This is a genomic window from Pseudoalteromonas sp. SG45-3 (assembly GCF_014164075.1).
Lineage (GTDB): Bacteria > Pseudomonadota > Gammaproteobacteria > Enterobacterales > Alteromonadaceae > Pseudoalteromonas > Pseudoalteromonas distincta.
On the sequence record NZ_JACJEN010000021.1, the window covers coordinates 23,306 to 44,282 of the forward strand.

General features: G+C 37.2%; 13 protein-coding genes. 2 read left to right on the forward strand and 11 right to left on the reverse strand.

Going from position 1 to position 20,977, the window contains the following annotated elements:
* Window positions 1-17: 17 nt before the first annotated feature.
* The 10 genes from H5126_RS18080 to gmtY all read right to left on the reverse strand — a co-directional run bounded on the left by H5126_RS18080 (window position 18) and on the right by gmtY (window position 15,188).
* Window positions 18-1,850 carry a 2Fe-2S iron-sulfur cluster-binding protein gene (locus tag H5126_RS18080; protein ID WP_024596190.1) on the reverse strand — a complete coding sequence of 611 codons (1,833 nt, stop codon included), beginning with the start codon at window positions 1,848-1,850 and terminating at the stop codon, window positions 18-20.
* Entirely contained in the window at window positions 1,850-2,557 is a 708-nt protein-coding gene (locus tag H5126_RS18085) for a hypothetical protein (protein ID WP_008109638.1), read from the reverse strand. The genes H5126_RS18080 and H5126_RS18085 overlap by 1 nt, the downstream gene beginning before the upstream one ends.
* Window positions 2,550-5,714 carry an efflux RND transporter permease subunit gene (locus H5126_RS18090; RefSeq protein WP_182720813.1) on the reverse strand — a complete coding sequence of 1,055 codons (3,165 nt, stop codon included), beginning with the start codon at window positions 5,712-5,714 and terminating at the stop codon, window positions 2,550-2,552. Before H5126_RS18090 ends, H5126_RS18085 begins: the two co-directional genes overlap by 8 nt.
* 15 nt (window positions 5,715-5,729) lie before the next feature.
* Window positions 5,730-7,487 (reverse strand): efflux RND transporter periplasmic adaptor subunit, encoded by a 1,758-nt coding sequence (locus tag H5126_RS18095; protein WP_138561110.1) that lies wholly within the window; start codon window positions 7,485-7,487, stop codon window positions 5,730-5,732.
* Complete coding sequence (locus tag H5126_RS18100) at window positions 7,487-8,914, reverse strand: TolC family protein (protein WP_182720814.1); 1,428 nt, start codon at window positions 8,912-8,914, stop codon at window positions 7,487-7,489. The genes H5126_RS18095 and H5126_RS18100 overlap by 1 nt, the downstream gene beginning before the upstream one ends.
* A complete protein-coding gene (locus tag H5126_RS18105; RefSeq protein WP_036956660.1) occupies window positions 8,914-9,411 on the reverse strand; it encodes a DUF411 domain-containing protein in 498 nt (165 codons plus the stop codon). The genes H5126_RS18100 and H5126_RS18105 overlap by 1 nt, the downstream gene beginning before the upstream one ends.
* 107 nt (window positions 9,412-9,518) lie before the next feature.
* The gene (locus H5126_RS18110) at window positions 9,519-9,896 is read right to left on the reverse strand and encodes a hypothetical protein (protein WP_182720815.1); all 378 of its coding nucleotides are present in this window, start codon (window positions 9,894-9,896) and stop codon (window positions 9,519-9,521) included.
* A gap of 594 nt (window positions 9,897-10,490) precedes the next feature.
* A complete protein-coding gene (gmtX, locus tag H5126_RS18115; protein WP_138561106.1) occupies window positions 10,491-11,141 on the reverse strand; it encodes a gamma-mobile-trio protein GmtX in 651 nt (216 codons plus the stop codon).
* Window positions 11,142-11,149: 8 nt separating this feature from the next.
* Window positions 11,150-13,744, reverse strand: a complete 2,595-nt coding sequence (locus H5126_RS18120; protein ID WP_182720816.1) for a VPA1269 family protein — start codon at window positions 13,742-13,744, stop codon at window positions 11,150-11,152.
* A gap of 1 nt (window position 13,745) precedes the next feature.
* Entirely contained in the window at window positions 13,746-15,188 is a 1,443-nt protein-coding gene (gmtY, locus tag H5126_RS18125; RefSeq protein ID WP_182720817.1) for a gamma-mobile-trio recombinase GmtY, read from the reverse strand.
* 174 nt (window positions 15,189-15,362) lie between these two features.
* Here gmtY and H5126_RS18130 point away from each other — a divergent pair, with 174 nt between their 5' ends.
* Window positions 15,363-16,574 (forward strand): tyrosine-type recombinase/integrase, encoded by a 1,212-nt coding sequence (locus tag H5126_RS18130; protein WP_182720818.1) that lies wholly within the window; start codon window positions 15,363-15,365, stop codon window positions 16,572-16,574.
* Window positions 16,574-17,767, forward strand: coding sequence for a sodium:proton antiporter (locus H5126_RS18135; RefSeq protein WP_182720819.1), 1,194 nt, complete (start codon window positions 16,574-16,576; stop codon window positions 17,765-17,767). Before H5126_RS18130 ends, H5126_RS18135 begins: the two co-directional genes overlap by 1 nt.
* 152 nt (window positions 17,768-17,919) lie before the next feature.
* On the opposite strand, the gene H5126_RS18140 is transcribed toward H5126_RS18135, so the two are convergent.
* Window positions 17,920-20,967, reverse strand: a complete 3,048-nt coding sequence (locus H5126_RS18140; RefSeq protein WP_182720820.1) for an FAD-binding and (Fe-S)-binding domain-containing protein — start codon at window positions 20,965-20,967, stop codon at window positions 17,920-17,922.
* Window positions 20,968-20,977: the final 10 nt, after the last annotated feature.

Consider the following 20,977-nt stretch of genomic DNA (forward strand, 5'->3'; position numbering starts at 1 on the left):
TCTATTTATTTAATGGATTAACGACTAAATTTATCTTTGAAAATTTGATTACTTGGAATCCCAGCATCTGTAATTATTTTTTCCACTTCACTCATCATTGCTTCTGGACCGCACAAGTAAAACTCAGCCAAAAGCAGTTCTGATTTTTGGTTCATATACGGCAGAAGTACTTTTTGAACATAGCCTGAGTGCCCTTGCCATTCTTCTGAAGGATTAGAAAGAGTAGGAATATAAGAGAAGTTTTTATGCTTCTCACTCAGTGACTTCAATTCATTATGGTATAGCAAGTCATCTTCAGTTCGCGCACCATAGATAAGAGTCAAACCACTTTTATCTTTATGCTTTTTCAACTGTTCAAAAATAATAGACCTTAGTGGTGCAAGTCCTGAACCCGCACCTATAAACACGCGACTAACTTTTTTATTTGAAGTGGCATAAAAATCAGAAAAAGGGCCTTTTGCAGTTATCGTTTCACCTACTTGGAGTGAACCTAAATAACTTGAACCTATTCCTGCTTTAAAACCATTCTTTGCGGTCTGCCAACGGATATTAAACATTAACTCATCAGACTCCTCGTCAAAGTTAACTAATGAGTAGTGGCGAGTTACACCGTTATGAGAAAATTTTCCATGATAGTAGCTATCCCAGTATTTTTCATAGCACTCTGGCATATCATCTGGACGTAAGCTATTCATCCCTGCTGGCACATCAAATTGCATATATGCACCAGCTTTAAATGCCAACTGTTTGCCTGATTTCAGCTTAAATTTCACTTCCTTGATAAAAGGAGTAATGAAATTAGTCGCAACCACAACTAGCTCATGATTTTCAATATTGCGATCAGTATTAACTTCAATCGAACTAATTTCAGAGAACCTATGCTGACATCCAAGCCGATAACCTTCCTTAAGTTGCTCCTGAGATAAATGTTCCTGTTCAGATAGTGTGATAGGTAATTTAGTTGAACTTAAGAACACGCATTTGCCACAAGTACCGCCACCACCGCAACCTGAAGGAAGGTATACATGTGAACTAGCTAGCCCTTCTAGTACAGTTGAGCGACCAACTGCTGAGATGTCAGTAATAGTATTTTCATTGGAAAACGTCACTGCCACTTTTTGCCTGTTAGTGCCCCAACCTAGCTTCAGTAAACCACTTCGATACTGTTGTATCAGCCAAGTAACACCAGTAATTGAAAGGAATAGCGTTGCAAAAGCAAATGCAATGATCAACCAATGGTTAAATCCTCCAGAATTGCCATAGTCCATAAAGTGAAGCTTCATCATCAGATCTTTCAATCTGAAATCATCATTGGCATGGCGAAGTACTTGACCTGTAATACTATCTAAATAAATAGTTGTATTGTTCTCATCCTCAACGGCAACTTGCCACATAGGATTTTGCTGCCTTACGTGATCAGAAAACGGAGGTTGAGATAACACTGGAGTAGTTAACTTACCCTGTCCTGAGTAGGAGTTTTTTGCCAAAGTTAGTACTTGTTCTTCAGACAAATTAAATGGCTTTCCTGTTACAGCATCAAATAGCTTTGAGTGGCGTTCTTGATAGCTATGCTGCCCCTTATCGAACACAAAATGATAGTAAGGCTGATGTAAAACCCATATAAGGTTTACTTCCTGCGGAGCATTACTAGTAATGTCTTTAATAGGGAATAGGTCAAAGCCTGTAATGCTACCTTCATGATGAGAATGAACTCTAAGTTCATTACCACTGGCTTTACTGTGATCCATCAAATTGAAGTAAAGGCCCGTTCCCAACCAAATAAGCAGTTGTAAACCAACAAATAAAGAAAGCCACTTGTGTATCGTTGTATTTAACTTAAATAGTCGCATCAAATGACTCTCTTTTTATTTGGGGAAAGCACTCGGTAATAAGTCAATACTGCGCCAGTAATTGCTCCCATTAGACCTAGAGTTGCGACCAAGAACAAAAACCAGTTAGATACGTTTTCTCCATCATAGTAATCCATAATGTGGAACCGCCACATCCAATCAAACAATCGCCAGTAATCATGACGCTTGGCAACAAGTGATCCTGTTTGTTGACTTATATAAAATGTCGGTGTGGAGAATTGCTCAAACGTCACTCTCCAAACAGGTAAATGCCTTGGGGACAACTCAGCAGGCAAGTTTGTCGCTGACTTAATCAACCTTATGCTGTCGATTTGATGATTCAGCACATAATGGTATTGTGCGATTTCTTTAGCCTTGGTTTCATCTACAAGGGCCTGAACAGCTCCAGTTTTAGCATCTATTGCTACTTTTCCATTTTCTCCATTAATAAAAGAATACAAAGGACGGCCCATACTTTGAGTAAGTGTAACTTGGCTAGCTTTAGGATAATCCGCAGCTAGCTTTACAATGGAGTAATCCATACTTGCTAAATCTATTTTGGCTTCCTCACTCTTAGCCAAGGTTTCGCCGTGTATATAGTGAATATCCATAGTCACCATATACACACCAGTAATCGACCAGAAAAGGAATTGTATCCCTACAAATGCCATTAGCCATTTATGGTACTTCCTAGCTTTTCTAAGCATTGTTTTTTAGCTCCGAGTTAGAAAGTTCCTTGTTAAAGGCGTTTACTTCGGGCTTTTTAACGATTGAATAAATCGCGGGTAAAACAATTAGAGTTAGCAGGACTGCACTTGTCATCCCACCTACCATTGGTGCAGCAATACGACTCATTACCTCAGAGCCTGTTCCTGTACCATATAAAATAGGCATTAGGCCGATAATGATTGTCGCTACTGTCATCATTACTGGACGAACTCGTAATCCAGCACCGTGCAATAAGGCATCTTGATATGCATCATCTGAGATGAGTTCTGCTCGCTCTTTCGCTTTTTCCTTAAGCTCAGCAAGTGCTTGATTGAGATAAACCAGCATTATCACGCCAATCTCAACCGCAACACCAGCTAGAGCGATAAAGCCCACACCAACAGCTACTGAGAAATTAAACCCTTCTAGATACATCAACCATAAGCCACCGATCATTGCCATCGGCAAGGTAACGATAATGATAGCCACTTCACTAAACGCTCTGAAATTCAGGTAAAGCAGAATAACAATAATGGCGAGTGTTAAAGGCAATACATAGGTGAGCTTTTCTTTCGCTCTTTCCATATATTCGTATTGTCCGGCCCAAGTAATTGAATAGCCTGCTGGTAATGTCAGGTTATTTGCTAAGTGTTCTTTAGCATTTTCAACATAAGTACCTACATCAACGCTATCAATATCAATGAAAGTCCAACCATTGATTCTGGCATTCTCACTTTTAATACCCGGTGGGCCATTCTCTATTCGAATATCAGCAACATCACCTAGTGCAATGCGTTGACCACTTGGTGTTACAACAGGTAATCGTGATAGCTGCTCAGGAGAGTCTCGATAGTCTTGCGGATAGCGTAAGTTAACAGGGTAACGCTCTTGACCTTCTACCGTTTGGGTAACGTTCATACCACCAATAGCTGTAGAAACCACTTGTTGAACATCTTCGATGTTTAACCCAAAGCGACTTGCCTTATCGCGTGAAATATCAACCTTGATATATCGTCCACCTGCAACTCGCTCTGAGTAAACTGATGCTGTGCCTGTAACTTCGGGTAAAATTTGCTCTATTTGTTGGCCGATTTCCTGAATCACATCAAGCTCTGGTCCGGCGACTTTAATACCCACAGGCGTTTTAATACCTGTTGCCAACATATCAATACGAGTTTTGATTGGCATAACCCAAGCATTCGTCAAGCCCGGAAACTTAACCAACTTATCAAACTCAGCTTTTAAAGATTCTGTTGTAACTCCCTCACGCCACTCTTCTTGAGGCTTCAACTGAATGAAGGTCTCAATCATAGTTAGAGGCGCGGGATCAGTTGCAGTTTCAGCTCTTCCTACTTTACCAAATACTGTTTCAACTTCTGGCACTGTTTTAATTAGCTTGTCTGTCTGCTGTAGAATTTCTCTTGCCTTACCAATAGAGATCCCCGGATATGTAGTCGGCATGTACATTAAATCTCCTTCATCTAGAGGAGGAATAAACTCGCTACCAATCTTATCAACAGGCCAAAAACCGACGATAGTCACTAATATTGCTGCTACAATTGTCGATTTTGGAAACTTCATTACTTGCTTTAAAACAGGCATGTAAATAGCAATTAGCAATCGGTTTAACGGATTTTTCTTTTCTGAAACAATTTTGCCTCGAATAAAGTACCCCATTAATACAGGCACCAATGTTATCGCTAAGCCTGCTGATGCAGCCATTGCATATGTTTTTGTGTAAGCAAGAGGAGAGAACATTCTTCCTTCTTGCGCTTCCAAAATAAATACAGGTAAGAATGAGACTGTAATAATCAGTAAGCTAAAGAATAATGCAGGACCGACTTCACTTGCCGCCTTTGAGACTATTTGCCAACGATTTTCATCTGTTAGCGGTGTCTTTTCCATATGTTTATGCATATTTTCAATCATCACTATTGCGCCATCTGTCATCGCACCAATTGCAATAGCGATACCACCTAATGACATAATATTCGCATTGATACCTTGCATATGCATGATGATAAATGAAGCTAAGATGCCAATAGGTAGAGTGACAACTGCAACAATCGAAGATCGCAAATGAAACAGAAATGCAACACATACAATCGCGACGACAGCAAGCTCTTCGAGCAATTTACTCCATAGGTTTTCTACCGCCTCTCCTATTAAGCCAGAGCGATCATAAACCGTAACTATTTCAACTCCTTCGGGTAAACCTTTTTTTAACTCTTCTAATTTGGCTTTTACTCCATCAATGGTTTTTTGTGCGTTTTCACCAAAGCGCATAACAACCACACCACCAACAACTTCTCCTTCACCATTAAGTTCCGCGATGCCCCGTCTCATTTGTGGACCTAAGTTAACTTCTGCCACATCGCCAATAGTAAGCGGCGTTCCTTGTTCGTTCACACCGAGAGGGATCAACTCTATATCTGAAATACTTTTGATATAGCCAGTAGCGGTAACCATGTACTCTGCTTCAGCCATTTCAACAACAGAGGCACCTGTTTCTTGGTTACCACGCTTAAGGGCCATTTGAATGTGACTAAGTGGTATACCGTAGGCTCTTAACTTATCGGGATCGACTTGTATTTGATATTGTTTAACCATTCCACCAACGGCAGCAACCTCTGACACTCCGGGGACAGTTTGCAATTCATATTTTAAGAACCAATCTTGAATACTACGCAATTGGCTAATATCCAAGTTGCCCGTTTTATCTACAAGAGAATATAGGTAAACCCAGCCAACACCTGTCGCATCTGGCCCTAGTTGTGGACGCGCACTAGCGGGTAGTGAAGGGGCTACTTGACTTAAATATTCAAGTACTCTGCTCCTTGCCCAATATAAGTCAGTGTCTTCGTCAAAGATGACGTAAACAAATGAGTCACCAAAAAATGAATAGCCACGAACAGTAACAGCGCCGGGAACAGACAACATTGCAGTTGTCAGTGGATAAGTAACCTGATCTTGAACAACTTGCGGTGCCTGACCGGGGTAATTCGTTTTAATTATTACTTGAACGTCAGATAAATCTGGTAGTGCATCAACAGGCGTATTCTTTATTGAAAATAGCCCACCACCAATCAAAATTAAGGTAGCTAAGATAACAAAGAAGCGATTGCCAATTGACCATCTAATAATTGATTCAATCATTATTTTTCTCCCAACTTAATGATTCGAGTGATCAACGACCGGCTTATTTTCCTTGCCGTGTTGTTCATCTGATTCAAGAGAAATGTCAGTGATAACTAAGTCATCCCTAACCTCAAAAGTGAAAGTGACATTATCACCAACATTGAAATCAACTATTTCTATATTGTCCGCGACGATAAAATCCATCGTCGCAGCAGGTCTATCCCACTTCTCTATTGGGCCTCGGCTAATATTTAGAATCCGTGTATCAATATCAATCGCATTAATTAAACCTGATACTGTTGCTGATGATACTTCTTCACTCATATCAGCAGGCTCACTCATGATATGAATTCCAGTAACTTCATATCCACCCTCTTCGGTTTTGCTCACTTCAAAGTGCAAAGATTGACCTGACTTTAATGAGTCAATATCGACTTTTTCAGCCACAGTAAAATCCATAACCATTTCAGGCCAATCCCAAGCTTCAGCAGGGCCATGTGAAATATTAACCATGCGGTGCCCTGCCATAACACTATTAACATCCCCTTGCATCCAAACAGAGTTAGGCACTTCATCATGAGTCATTCGTTTAAAGTCAGAGCTTTTACTTGATTCAGAATCAATCAAGAATTGGGCAGATGTCACCACAACGTCATCTTCATTTAAGCCGTCTAATATTTCGATGCTGTCGATATCAACCCGGCCAATAGTCACTTCAATAGATTTAAATTGCCCATCACCTAACGCAAGTACTACTCTGTCCTGTTTACCTGTTCTAATAACGGCTTCTTTAGGCACGAGGATGGTGCTATCAGCTTGATTAGCGTGAATAGAGACTTGTGCAAACATATTTGGTTTTAATTGATAGTCTGTGTTATCAAATTTCAATCTCACTCGGAGTGTGCGTGTTTTACTGTTCAATGTTGGATAAACATAATCAACGACACCAGCCCAGTCCTCACCGGGTAAATAATCCAGTGTCATTGATACAGGAAGTCCTTTTTTAATTAAGGCTGCGTCACGTTCAAACACTTCTGCTTCAACCCAAACTTGATCTAGCTGGCCAATGCTTAATAAGGTGTTTCCCGGCTTTACATAAAAACCTTCTCTAACCTTCAAACCATCGACAACACCTGCTTGTGGTGAATAAAAGGTAATTGTTTGCTGAACCTTTCGTGTCTTTTCTAGCTTTTGAACAAAGTCTGCTGAAAGCTGTAACGCTTTTAGGCGATCTTTGGCTGCTGAAATTAAAGAACTATTGTTGCGCTTTAACGCTATTAACAGCTCTTCCTGAGCATTAACTAACTGAGGAGAATATAGTGTATAAAGAGGCTGCCCTTTCTCTACAGGGTTACCTGCTGCTTTGATGTAAAGTTTATCAATCCAGCCATCAACCCGTGGGTGGATATGAATTAGCTTATCTTCATCATATTGAACATAACCTACCGTTGAGATTTCAGTATGCATATTTTTCAGTTCAACAGGTGCAGTGCGAACCCCAAGGTTATTCACTACATGAGGCGCAATTTTTACTGCTCCGGGGCCAAAGTCATCACCAGATGATCCTTCCTCATACACAGGTATTAAATCCATCCCCATAGGCGACTTACCGGGCTTGTCCCGGCGGTAATTAGAATCCATCGGTGCAACCCAATACAGAGGCTTTTTCTCTGCTGATGTTGCTTCATTACTATTACTGTTTGAGCCAGTACCTTGATATAAACTCAATGCTCCAGCACCAAGTGCTGCCCCAATGATGATGGCAATAATTGTTTTTGTATTCGTTGACATTATTTTTCTCCAAATTGCTGATTGGATAAGTGCTGATTAGTTTTGTGTGAAGTTTGCATCGACTTATGTTCAGCATTTGAGTTAGATTGAGAATGCGCAAATAAATAGTTGATACGAGCAACTGTTTTAAGTGCGTCAACATCAATTCTTAAAGCTGATATTCTGGCATTTAATTCTGCGATTCTTGCTCGAACAACTTCGGCAAAATCGCCATCATCATTTGTGTAGGCTGTCAATGACGCTTCTGCTTGGTCATGAGTTTGTTTAAGGAGTTGTTCTTGATAGATAGATTGTCTATCTGATAAGCGTTTAAGCTGTCTTAGTTCTTTTTCTAAAACACTGATCATTTGCTTTGTCAGTAATAGTTTCTCGGTTTTAATAGTCTCTGAATCTGCAATAGAAGCTGCAACTTGCTTATCTTGTCTGTTCTCGGTAAACAAGGGTAAATCAAACGTTACCCCAACAGAAAATAAATCAGCTCGGCTATCACCAGAGGGCATATTGTCGCGATAGGCATAACTAGCATTAACACCCCATTCCGGCTCATATTGCTGTTTGGCTAACTCAATTCCTTTTTCTGAAGCTTTGCGTTTTATATCAATTGCAAGTATGGCTGGGTGATTCGAAAGCTCCTGAGCCAATAGATTTCTTGAGTAATTAGATGCTTTTAGGACTGTTGGATTATTCAATTGAATCGAAGGCAATTCTTTTGAGACGCTAAACTCTAATGGTTGCGCGTCAAAGTTGAATGATTCATTCAAACGATCCGCATCGTAAATATGAAGCCACTCATTGAGACGAGCGATTGTCGTTTCTAGTTTCTGCTTTTGCGAAGTTAATCTGTCATCTAACTGCACGATTTCCAACTGAGCACGAATAACATCTTGCTGTCTAGTTTTACCAACAACGTTTGAATAGCTAGCTTTAGCCACTTCCGCCATCTGCTCAAAGAGAGACCAATCATCTTCAATCAATTTAATAGTTTGTTGGGCTAAGTAAGCATCTAACCAAAGTTGTGACACTTGGCTTTTCAACTTAGCTTTACGATCCTCTCGTAACAGTGGAAATTTCGTGGACTCAATTTGTAACTGGTCTTTCTTGATCTCTAGACTGTCGCCTCTCGGAAACATTTGAGAGACGCCAACCTTTAGCTGAGTCATTCCTTCCTGATCTAAATCCCAAGTATCTGTTGGTAAATTCATTATCCCTAGCGATACTTTCGGATCAGGCAAAGTACCTGAAGCAATACTTCTATTTTCAACTGCACTTTGTTTCAATCGGCTACCATGAAGCCAAGGATCATTTTGCTGAGCTAAGGTGATAGCTTGTTCAAGCGGCACTACTTTCTCAGCTTGAGCTGAGAATACAGATAAGCCGAGTATTAATGCAGTTGAAAGTGAAGTAAGGTTTGAAGAGTTCAATTTCATTAGAATTGCTCCTCGTATGTCTTAACTTTTGCATAGACTTTGCTCGTTCCATCTTTAAATAGAATTAACACGTTGTATGGCATAAAGCGGTCATCGACTTCCATACCGGGAGAGCCAACTGGCATTGCTGGAACTGAAAGCCCAATCGCATTGGGATGTTCTTCTGATAAGAACTGCTGAATAAATTTAGCAGGTATATGACCTTCAAAGGCAAATCCATTTCTACTCACTGCCGTGTGGCATGAACGGTAATTAGGTTTGATACCATACTTAGTTTTGATGTTGCCGATGTTTCGGAAATCTTTGGAATGCGCAACGATCCCTTTGTCTTCAATATGAGTTATCCATTTTTTACAACACCCACAAGTAGGGGTTTTATAAACGATTAACTCCAAAGGTGTTACGTCGTGATTGTCTGCATGGTTATGTTCGTTGGCGTTTGCAAACGCAGGTGAAAGCAGCATTACTACTGCTATTTTTAAATACTTATTGATCATTTTTGCCCCCAGACATCGCTGGAAAATATCTATAGCGCTACGACGCTATATTGACTAACAGAAAAATTAATTACATGTGCGAGAAATTTGGACGCACTAATCCTGTATTAGGCAAAAATTGGTGGACGATAAAGGGAAGTGGAAATTGAATGAGGTTGTTTAGATTGCAGAGCAGCTACAGATTCACTGAATATTTGAATATCTGTCGAATCAATACTGGAATTTAGGACTGTCGTAGATGAGCAAGCATTTGCAGGACAAACACAAACACCACAACAATCTTCTGATTGACCGTTACTGCTTTTATTCATATCACCATGCTCCATTCCTTCATGATGACTCATCTTGGAATGTTCCATGTTCATGTGTGATTCATGAGAACCTAATGACATTTCGCAAGACATAGCAGAATACGCAAATGCTTGCCCTACAAAGGCAACCAGCATAAGCGTTATTACTAAGACTTTTGAAAATGCTTTAGACATAAAATTCTCATAAAAATATACATGGTCTATACTAATACAAATTTTCGAATAAGTAAATTGATGTCATGTAAACATTTATGAATATTTGACTAACGTCAATTTTTTCAAAGAGGTAAGTGACAAATAATAATCTCATCAGACTTCTTATCTTCGCTATTCAATGGCTTTTATTTTGAGACTTAAGTTGCTCTCTCATTTCTAAAACTCGAACTGCCGAATAAGCTCCTGCTCTCATAACAACCAGTTCAACAAACGAAATATCAATTAACTTATGGTCAGCATCAATCACATAACAACTCACACTATGTGTGTATATTTCTAACTTATCCTCATCAGCAGATTTGCTAACAATCTTTGAAGTCACGATTTGCTGAAATGGCCGAAACCTGAATGTTTCATCTTCAATAACCCCCCCTGATAAAAACTCGCCAAGAAATATTTTTTCAATCCGAGTTGTAACTTCATCTTATGAATTCTTTTAACGTCCGCTTTGGCACATAACAGCCTGTCAAATTAATAAATTATATTCACTTGCCAGGCCAATATACATCTAATTTTAATTATAAACCTCATAAGTAGTACATTGTGAATATATTACTCATTAGACTTAATTACTTTATTTAAAGCTTGTATAAAGCCTCTAGGGAATATTTCATTTTGATATTCACTTCCTTTTATTTGGCCTAATTCAGTTTTTAGCCAACCATTGAGCTTAATACACTCATCCGATACAGCATAAGTAAGCGCTGATAACTCATTATTAGTTAGTTTTAAGTTAGGTATAAAGTCTGCTGTTTGGGTATATTGATTACGCTTATCGATTACTATTTCTGATTGACTTTTTAAGATATTCAGCTCGGTTTTAAATTTCTTTCTTTCAGCTAAAATTCTTGCAAAGTATGCGCGAGCCGCAATATCGGGTATTTTATTTAAAAGCTCATTATCTGTAGCTGGTGATACCACTTTATTGCCAATCGATTGACTTTTGATTAATTCAGCCCAATAACTAATTAATTTTCTATAGTGCACATTTTTTGTTGCACGAAGCGTTTCGTAACTAGGACCACCATTTTTATAACTTATCATTCCGATATTTGTTATTGAAAAATCAATATTTCCTTGCTCAAAATATTTAGATAAAATTAAGTTCAATTTATCAAGAGTATCTTTAGTCTTTTGTGTTCTCCCTTCTTTTAGAGCTTCTAGCTTCTCATCTTGGTGCTTTTTTTCTAAGTCTGATCGCATTCGGTGCCTCATTTATGAGAAGGTAAGTTGATATAATTGTTATGTGTCTCAGTGTACCCGGCATCTAGTAATTTTGAGTCAGTGAGGTATGTTTCGGCTTCAAGATAATCAGCAACAACTCTAAATCCTTCAAACTTATCATTCGGAGCGGCAATTTTAGCCATTTTTCTTATCATTGCATTTCCGGCAATTAACTGTTCTTTATCACCCATCTCTAAGAAAATAGGTTTTTTACCGTGTTTAAGTAAGATGCGACTTAATTGAATTGTACGTTGCTTTAAAGCTGGAGTTTTTTGCAATGTATCCATAAAATCTGGATATATTTCCGCATCCTCACATAAGCATGATAGATGCAATAGTTCAGATTTAGTTTCAATAAACTTCAAGGCCGTATTTACATCAGTTGTGTTTCCTAAGGCAATTAATTTATTCTTATCATTGTCAGCTTCTCGGTTTTCTTCTAGCTGAATAATTTTAGATATAAGGCCAAAACATGATATCCAGTCTTTAGTATATTCGTCAGATTCAACTTTTTGTTTTTCAAACCTGCGTTGAAGTGAGTGGAGTTCTTCAAACTTTAGAAATGGTTTACCCTCTTGGTCAGTTATAAATTTACTGTCTTTGATTTTCTCTAATTTTGTCTCTAAATCCAATGCTAAGCTTGCTGCTTCATGAGCTTTGAAGCTTAACTGATTAAATAACGCATTTAGTTTAGGTAAATAAACAGCTTCGGTGATGAACCACCTACATCTAATACAATTTTCTGGGCCATTGGGTACTTTTCCATATACTCTATCTATTGCCCTAGCTTTTTTAACTAAAAGCTCACCACCATTCCAGCATCCACCAAGTGTACTCATTTCATCGGATCGAACATTATTACCACCTACTAGGCACATACCATAGGCTCTTTCTTCCCATCCTATAGGGTTTCTATTTGCTAGCGATGCAACGACACTATCTTCACTGTTATAAACAACGTTACATTTAATTTGACTGATTGATGCATCTTTTAAAAATGAGCGAAGTGAGCTATCAGAGTTTTCGATTAAGCTCTCCTCTGCCTCTCGCATTTTATCTGCCATAACTGACGGTGATATTTTGTTATAATATATTGTTGAAATAAGCCTTGTATGACCCGCAAGGAGTTTCGAAATTACTGGGATCGGTACGTTTGAATCCATTGAATAAGCTGTAATCAGACTTACTCTTAAACTATGTAGAGGGAAATGTGTAGTTGACCCTTTTGATTTTTCGTTTTCATAATTGACAACTAGGTTGAGTCTTTCTCCATTTTCAAGGGTATCACCAGTACTAAACAGATTAGTCTCTAGCTCTAATAATAGAGAATGCCAAAGGCGTTTTAGGGAATCAGCATCAATAGGTTTGAGCTTATCATCGCCTTGGGCTGTAGGGTCGCGAAATAAAAAACACATATTCCCCATTGCATTAAGCTGAAGTTCCGATTTAGTAGTGCCTAAGTGTTTTCTTGAAAGCTCCTTACAATGTGTTGGCCTGTCTATTGGGTTATATTTTACTTGCCAGTTTCTAAGTTTTTCAAGCCAATATAAAACCTCTTGGTGGTTCCAAGGTATTACATAGCCAGCGTCAACTTCAGCATCTGATGTTTTATTAGTGTTTATGAATAGCCCTGTTGTATGAGTTGAAGTATATTGATCATATATTCTCCTAAAAACACCTCTTTCAATTAATTTTGGGCTTGAGGTTTTTGTTAATTTATTTTCATTTTCTATCCAAGATTTATTGTCATATTTCCAGGTATCATCCTCTCCGGAGTCTAACATTCTAACTTGATATGTTCTCAGTGGTAAATGTAGTTTGATTAAGATAGCTAGTGATCTAACAGGAGACCACATTTGAAAAATTACTTTTTCAGTACCGCCTTTTGTTTTTATTTTTTTTCGGCGCCAAACACAGTCAGGATCATTTTTGTCAATTAAACTTTCAGGAACTTCAAACCAATCACCACCCTTACCTCCTGACCTAACTCCTGTTTGAACTTGTGCCCAACCCCAATCTTTAAATGACAGACAGTGGTATGTTTTATCGTGTTTGGTTGTTTTACCAGAGCTAGATGAAATTATATCTCTTAGCTTGAGTATATATTTATAAGGTAGCGGTTGACGAACGGTTTCAAGAGGAACACTTTTAAATTTAACCTTAGTAAATGGGTTAACAACTAATTTTTTTGGCACATTGTGCTGGTCAGCAACTGTAAAATGCTTATTAACGACAAAGTCAATAAAATCAACTATATAGTTTGGTCTTCTTGACTGTTCATTAAGATCATTTACACCTGATAATTTCATTATTTCTACAAATTCATCTGAATTGATTACATGGCCATTTGCACCTCTAAAAAAGTCATCAATATTAGATGCATATGGAGCATGTATAAAAAGATATTTTTCTAAGAAAAAAGTAAGAGCTACTCTTTTTACATCTATTGAAGTTGTTTGCATCCCAATCCATTCACTAGCAAGCTTCTCCCAACCATTCCATTTACTGCCGAGGACTTTAGATATCCAGCTAAATGTTAAATCAATACTTCGATTGTCATTTTTCTTAATTGGTTTTTTCATTTTATACCTTGAATTTTATGTTTTCACCCGAAAAGTATTGATTAGGATCTATGTCATTGAAACCATATTTAGTTAAGTTCTCCCAACTTAAATCTAACATCTTTTCACCTTTATCTAATGCTACTGAAGCAGCAGTTAAAGTATCTGATATTTCATTGAAATTTGGCTCTGTGTAAGGAGTTTGAGAGTCAAGCGATTTGTGATGCATACACCTTCTGATAATTAATGGATTTATATTTGCTCTTCGTAAACGCCGACCATAGCTATGTCTATGACCATGTGGATCATAACCAGCATGCTTTGAGGGCAATAAATTAATTCTTTTTAATGCATTTTTATAATTTTGATGAAATGCATTTAATGTGTAAGGTAAACCTAAATGTTTTTTATGAAATGAAATAAAGGCATAGGGATGATTGCATAAGATAGATGCTCGATATTGATGATAAATTTTCCAGAGTCTTAGAAAAATTTCACCATAGTATGAAGGGAACCAATTGACAATTATATAACCATCTTTGTGGTCTATAGTCCCGCCTTTCCAGCCTAAATGCTCAGTATTGAAAATAGAAACACGTGGTACTCTGCCATATTTTTCTTTAAGGAATAATTTTCTAGAGTTTCCCCCCCTGTTCGATTTCCAGCCATAAGGAGCAACACCTTGCTCTTCATTATATATTTTAACAAGCGCAGCATTATTATTTAGAGGGTCTAATTCAATATCTGAAACCCATAAACTCATGGCTTCACTCTCTCTTAAGCCGCCTCCATGCATAAGGAGTAAGATTAGCTTGTCTCTTATTGAAATTCTTAAATCACGTTGAGTTGAAAAACCATCGAAAAAAAGATTTTTAAATGTTTCTTCAGGAAAGGCTACAGCATCACCTTCGGCTACTAAATGTGTTTTCGTTGAGCAATAATTCATTTCTCTGTAGCTTAATGAGCTGTTTTTAAAAGACTTAGTATGTCCAAGGAAGTCATTTATATTTTTTCTATACCATGCCGAATAAAGTAAAACGCTACGAAAATCATTTTGGATAAGTTTATGAGTTTTTGTACATTTTGGCTCTAACCAATTTAGAAGTGATATTAAACAACGAATAATGTTTTTAGTATTAAGAAAGGATTTTGGTTCCCAATAAAGACCAGAAGGGTCGATCCCACGTTCATCTAAAGTGCCAGATCTTAACCTTAAAATGAATGAAGTGAGTAATCTGTCAGGCTCATTAAATATACTTTTATTAGCTTCCATGTAATCAAGAAATAACTTTATGGCTCTTACATAAGATATTAGAGAGGAGCGGCTTTTACCTTGTGCAGTTAAGACTAATAAATAGTCTGTAATTAGTGGTATGTCACCATTGGCGGTAAGAATGACAGGAACATTAACCCACGAGCCAGTATTATCTGTAATAATTTTTGCAATGACAGTTACTGTTGACATCTTAAACTTGAATTATTTTTAATATCAAGAAGTTAATCTATTTGAAAGGAAATATAAAGGAAATATTTTTTAACTTTAAATAAAAGTACATATGAACATAACTATATACAATAGACAGTATCGGACTTTAACGTTATTCTGTAAGCCTATTATTTAATTGAATATTTATACATTATGCTTGTTGCTTTGGTTGATACATTAAAACAATTAAGATATCAAATTGCCCATCTAGATGACGGTACTCTAAATTCAGAGTACCCAGAACTTGCATCCTTTATACAGGAAGTTGGCTTGACTGTAACTGAATCAAAGGCCGATCTGATATTCTTATATCAGTTTTTGTATGTTTATGGCCGAAAATCAGAAGCCACTTATAGTCGTTTTCGAAATGAACTCGAACGTTTTTATTTATGGTCGTGGTTAATAGCAAAAAAATCAGTATTCAATTTAAAGCGTGAAGACATTGAAGCCTACGTTGATTTTATGGTCGAACCAGATAAAGCTTGGGCTGCCACTTCAGTGCAATGGCGTTATAAAGATGAGCAAGGTATTCGTCGATTAAACCAAAATTGGCGCCCTTTTATGCTTAAAGAATCTATTGCTAGCCAACAAACTCTATCGTCTATGTTTACTGCATTAAATGTTTTCTATAAGTTTGCTTTACTAGAAGAAAAAACATTCGCGAACTTTGTCCCTGTTGTTAAAAAAAATAGTCCGTACTTAGTTGTTCAATCACAAATTCAAATTCCTGATACATTAAGTGATATTCAATGGGAATACGTTTTTGGTGTAACTCGTGATTTATGCGAACATAACCCTGATTTAGAGCGAAACTTATTTACGCTTGCCTGCTTAAAAGGTCTTTATTTACGAATTTCAGAATTATCTGAGCGCCCACAATGGTCGCCGGTAATGTCTCATTTTTGGCAAGATAATGATGGATTTTGGTTTTTACGTATAATGGGTAAAGGTAATAAATTACGAGATGTAACCTTAAGTGATGATTTTGTTGAATATTTAAAACGATACAGATTATATCGAGGTCTACCTGCCCTTCCTCGGGTTGATGAATCTGAGCCGTTAGTTCATAAAATTCGCGGTCAAGGTGGTATGACCGTAAGGCAAATTAGGCGTTTAGTTCAACAAAGTTTTGATTATGCTCAGCAATCATTACTTGATGATGGTTTTAAAGATGACGCTGAACAACTTGGCGCTGCAACTGCACATTGGCTTCGTCATACTGGTGCTACACATGATGCGCAAACCAGACCGCTCAAACATTTATCAGAAGATTTAGGCCATTCTAAAATTGCGACTACCGATCAAATTTATATTCAAACAAATATTAAAGAGCGAGCAAAATCAGGACTTAAAAGGAAAATTTAATGGAGTATTTAGTAATAGCATTTATAGGCGGACTATTTTTAATTTATTCTTTAACACTTCGCCAGTTAGAAAAAACAGAAGTAACAGGTCCAATGTTTTTTGTTGTCGGCGGAATATGTTTAGCTTTTATGCTACCCAACGAAGGACATAAAATAAAAGAAGGCGTTGATCTTTTATTACCATTTATAGAGCTTACGCTAAGTATATTTTTATTTTCAGATGCAGCTAAATCAAAGCTAAGTGTTTTAAGGCATAGTTTTCAGTATCCTAGTTTACTGTTGTTTGTTGCCCTACCCTTAACTTTGTTACTTGGTATTGCTGTTGCTTTATTTTTCTTTGCTGAGCTTTCACTTATTCAAGCAGCGTTGCTCGCTATTATTTTAACACCTACCGATGCAGCTTTAAGTAAAGGGTTACTAGCAAGTACACAAGTGCCTGAAAAAATACGCGAAGGAATAAATACTGAAAGTGGTTTGAACGATGGATTATGTGTGCCCATATTTTTAATATTTATATTACTCGCTAAAAATCCTGATTCAGCTATTACTGCAACACAAACATTAAGTGTGTTTGGCCGAGAGCTTGGCTTGGCTTTATTAATAGCTATTACAAGTATTGTTGTTTTTATACCGAGTTTAAACTTTGCAATGAAACGTCATTACTTTGCACAAAATACCAGTCCGTTTTTATTACTCGGTTTTGCTATGGCTGTGTTTTCTGTGACTCAATATTTTCATGGCAGTGGATTTATTGCGGTGTTTATTGCAGGCTTATTATTTGATAAATTTTCGACCGAAGAAGTTAGAACAGAATTAATTGAAGACTCAGAGCATATCGCAGATTTCACATCGTTAATGATTTGGTGCTTGTTCGGGTTTGTTTGTGCTTACTTAGTTATTCCGAAATTAAATACTGAAATTATAATTTACGCTTTGTTAAGTACAACATTGATTAGAATAATTCCAGTTATGCTGTCTCTGCAGTTTACGGCATTGAGTATTAAAGAGCGTTTTGCATTTGCGTGGTTTGGACCAAGAGGTTTAGCATCAATTGTTTTTACATTGATGGTTATAGATACGCAAATAGAAAACAAATATCAAATTGCGACTATAGCAATGACGACTATTTTATTTAGTGTATTTATACACGGTATTAGCACTAAACCTATAGCAGATAGCTTTGCTAAAAAGTAGTTTTTAAAACAGTTATTTAAATTAGATAATTAAAATAATAGATTTAAAAAAGGCATAACGATTACTTTCATTATTGATGAAGTTAATTGTTACGCCTTTTTTGCTTAAGAACTAATTTAATAAATCTATTTAAGCACTCTTATTTTATAAAGTTATTTAAGAACCTGTGCTAGTAATTCAATTGGGTGTTTTGGTTTAAATTGTTCAAAACGTTTAACTTGGCTACGACAAGAAAATCCCGTAGATAAAAGTTGCTCTGGTTTATTTTTATCTACAATTGGTTTCCAACTCATTTCGTAAAGCGCACGTGAGTTATCTTGATTTTGTGCTTCGTGGCCATAAGTCCCCGCCATTCCACAGCAACCTGTATTTGTTGTTTTTAATGTTAAACCAATATCACTGAAAATTGTTTGCCAAACATTTGCCGCTTTTGGCAGTGCAGTTGTCTCAGTACAGTGACTCAGTAATGTAAATTCAGTATCTGTATTTTGCTTTGCGCTTAGTGATTTAAACGATTGTGTTTCTAGCCATTCATGGGCAAGTTGCACATTAAATTGCCCACGGTTATTTTCTAAAATTGTATTATATTCATCGCGGTAGCACATAACGAGTGACGCATCTAAACCGACTAGGGGTGCATTAATATCATTTAATTTATTTAAAAACTCGGCTGCATTTTTAGCTGTAACTTTAAATTCATGCAAAAAACCTTTTACGTGTTGCGGTTTACCATTTGGTTTAAAAGGTAATAGCATTGGTTTTTTGCCAAGTTGGGTTATTAAAGTAATAAAACTTTCTACTAGTTCGGCTTCGTAAAAGCTCGTAAATGGGTCTTGTACTATTAATACATATTCACTTTGTTGCTCTGCATTTAATTTATTTAATAAATCAAAATCAAATTTTTGTGTTTTAGTAATACGCTTTGAAAGTGCAGGAATACTTAACTGTGGTGTATCAACATAGCCAACTGTTTTTTTAATAACATTGCTTACTAATGATGTTTTAACAATTGGGTTTATAACTTTTGCAAACTTTGCCATTAATGGCGCGCTGCTTTCTATGTTACCAACAAGGTAATCTTTTAGCGGACGCGCATAATAACTATGATAATAATTTAAAAAGCGCGAACGAAAAGTAGGAACATCTACTTTAATAGGGCAAGCAGTTGTACATGCTTTACATGCTAAACATTCATCCATTGACGCTTTTACTTCGTGAGAAAAGTCGTAAATACCTTTTCGTTTTTCGCGGCTGTGAACGAAACGTTCCCACCAGGTGATTACTTCACCTTTGTTAAGCTGCTTTTCTACTTCGAGTAAATCTACATTTTTTGACTCTTGTAAACGAAGCCATTCGCGCATTAAACTTGCGCGTCCTTTTGGTGAATTACGACGATCGCCAGTTACTTTATACGATGGACACATAGGTGAATTTTCATCGTAATTAAAGCATATGCCATTACCATTACAGGTCATTGCATTGTTAAAACTGGTTTTAACTTCTATTGATATTTGCTTATCGAAGTGCGATCTCTTTTGTCCATCAACACTAACTAGTGAGTCTTCACTATCGATAGGGGTACATATTTTACCAGGGTTGATGCGGTTGTTAGGATCGAAAGCTGTTTTTATTTTACGAAGTTGCGTATATAAATGCTCACCAAAAAACTCAGGACTATATTCACTTCGGTAACCTTTACCGTGTTCGCCCCACATTAAACCGCCGTACTTAGCGGTTAGTTTTACTACCTGATCTGAAATAGTTCTAAGTAGTTTTTCTTGTTCTGGGTCGCACATATCAAGTGCTGGGCGTACGTGTAAAACGCCTGCATCAACATGGCCAAACATACCATATTGTAAATTATGGCTGTCGAGTAATGCTCTAAATTCGACAATATAATCTGCTAAATTTTCAGGGGGTACAGCGGTATCTTCTGCAAAGGCGAGCGGTTTTTGGCTACCTTTTACATTTCCTAATAAACCCACTGACTTTTTACGCATTGCGTAAATTTTTAGTATATCGCTTTTATCACTGGTTAACTGATAACCAATAACGCCATTAGTTTGATTTGCTACGCATTCATCTAGAAGCTTACAAAGCGTGTCTACTTTGTCTTTTATATCATCGTTTGATACTGCATTAAATTCGACCATGTTAAGGCCTTGCATATCTTTATTTGGTACGTCGGTTATTAAGTCCGATACTAAATTCCAAATGATATCTTCACGCGCTAAGTTTAAAACTTTGCTATCAACGGTTTCTACCGATGTTGCACGTGCATCGACTAAAAATGGTGAATGACGAAGTGCTGAGTCAAAACTATCATACTTAATATTAATAAGCGTTTTGAATTCGGCAATAGGCGTTAGGTTTAATTTTGCTTCAGTTACTATACCTAATGAGCCTTCTGAACCCGTTATTAGTCGGCTCATGTCAAAAGTAAGTAAGTCATCACTTAGCACATGCTCTAGGTCGTAGCCGGTTAAAAACCTATTTAACCGTGGAAACTTAGCTAAAATAGCAGCGCGTTCATTAACTGAAATATCTAAAACTGTTTTATATAAACTACCAATTAGAGAGTCTTGCTCGGCTATAATTTTTGCTTTGTCGATGTCTATTGTTGAGGTACACATAGGTGTACCATCGACTAAATAAGTTGTAAGCCCTAAAACATGATCGCTTGTTTTTCCGTAAACTAACGAACCTTGCCCCGATGCGTCAGTACTTATCATGCCACCAATAGTTGCCCTGTTACTGGTAGATAAATCGGGCGAGAAGAAAAAACCATAAGGTTTTAAAAAGTCATTAAGTTGATCTTTTATTACGCCGGTTTGAACGCGTACCCAGCCTTCTTCTACATTTATTTCGAGGATTTCGCGCATATAGCGAGACAAATCTACAACAATGCCTGGTGTTAAAGATTGACCGTTAGTACCTGTTCCGCCACCACGAGGGCCAAAAGTTAAAGATAAAAATGGGTCGCGAGATGCAGTTTGCAGTGCGAGTTGAATATCTTTTTCATTTTTTGGAAAAATAACACCTTGGGGTATTTCCTGATACACACTGTTATCGGTTGAAGCAGTAATACGCGTTGCATAACTTGCATCGGTATCTCCACTAAAACCTTGGCTTGCAATGGTACTTAGGTAATTTGCGACAAGTTCTGTCGCGGCATCTTGCTGTGTAATTGTTGCTATCATGACGGCGATA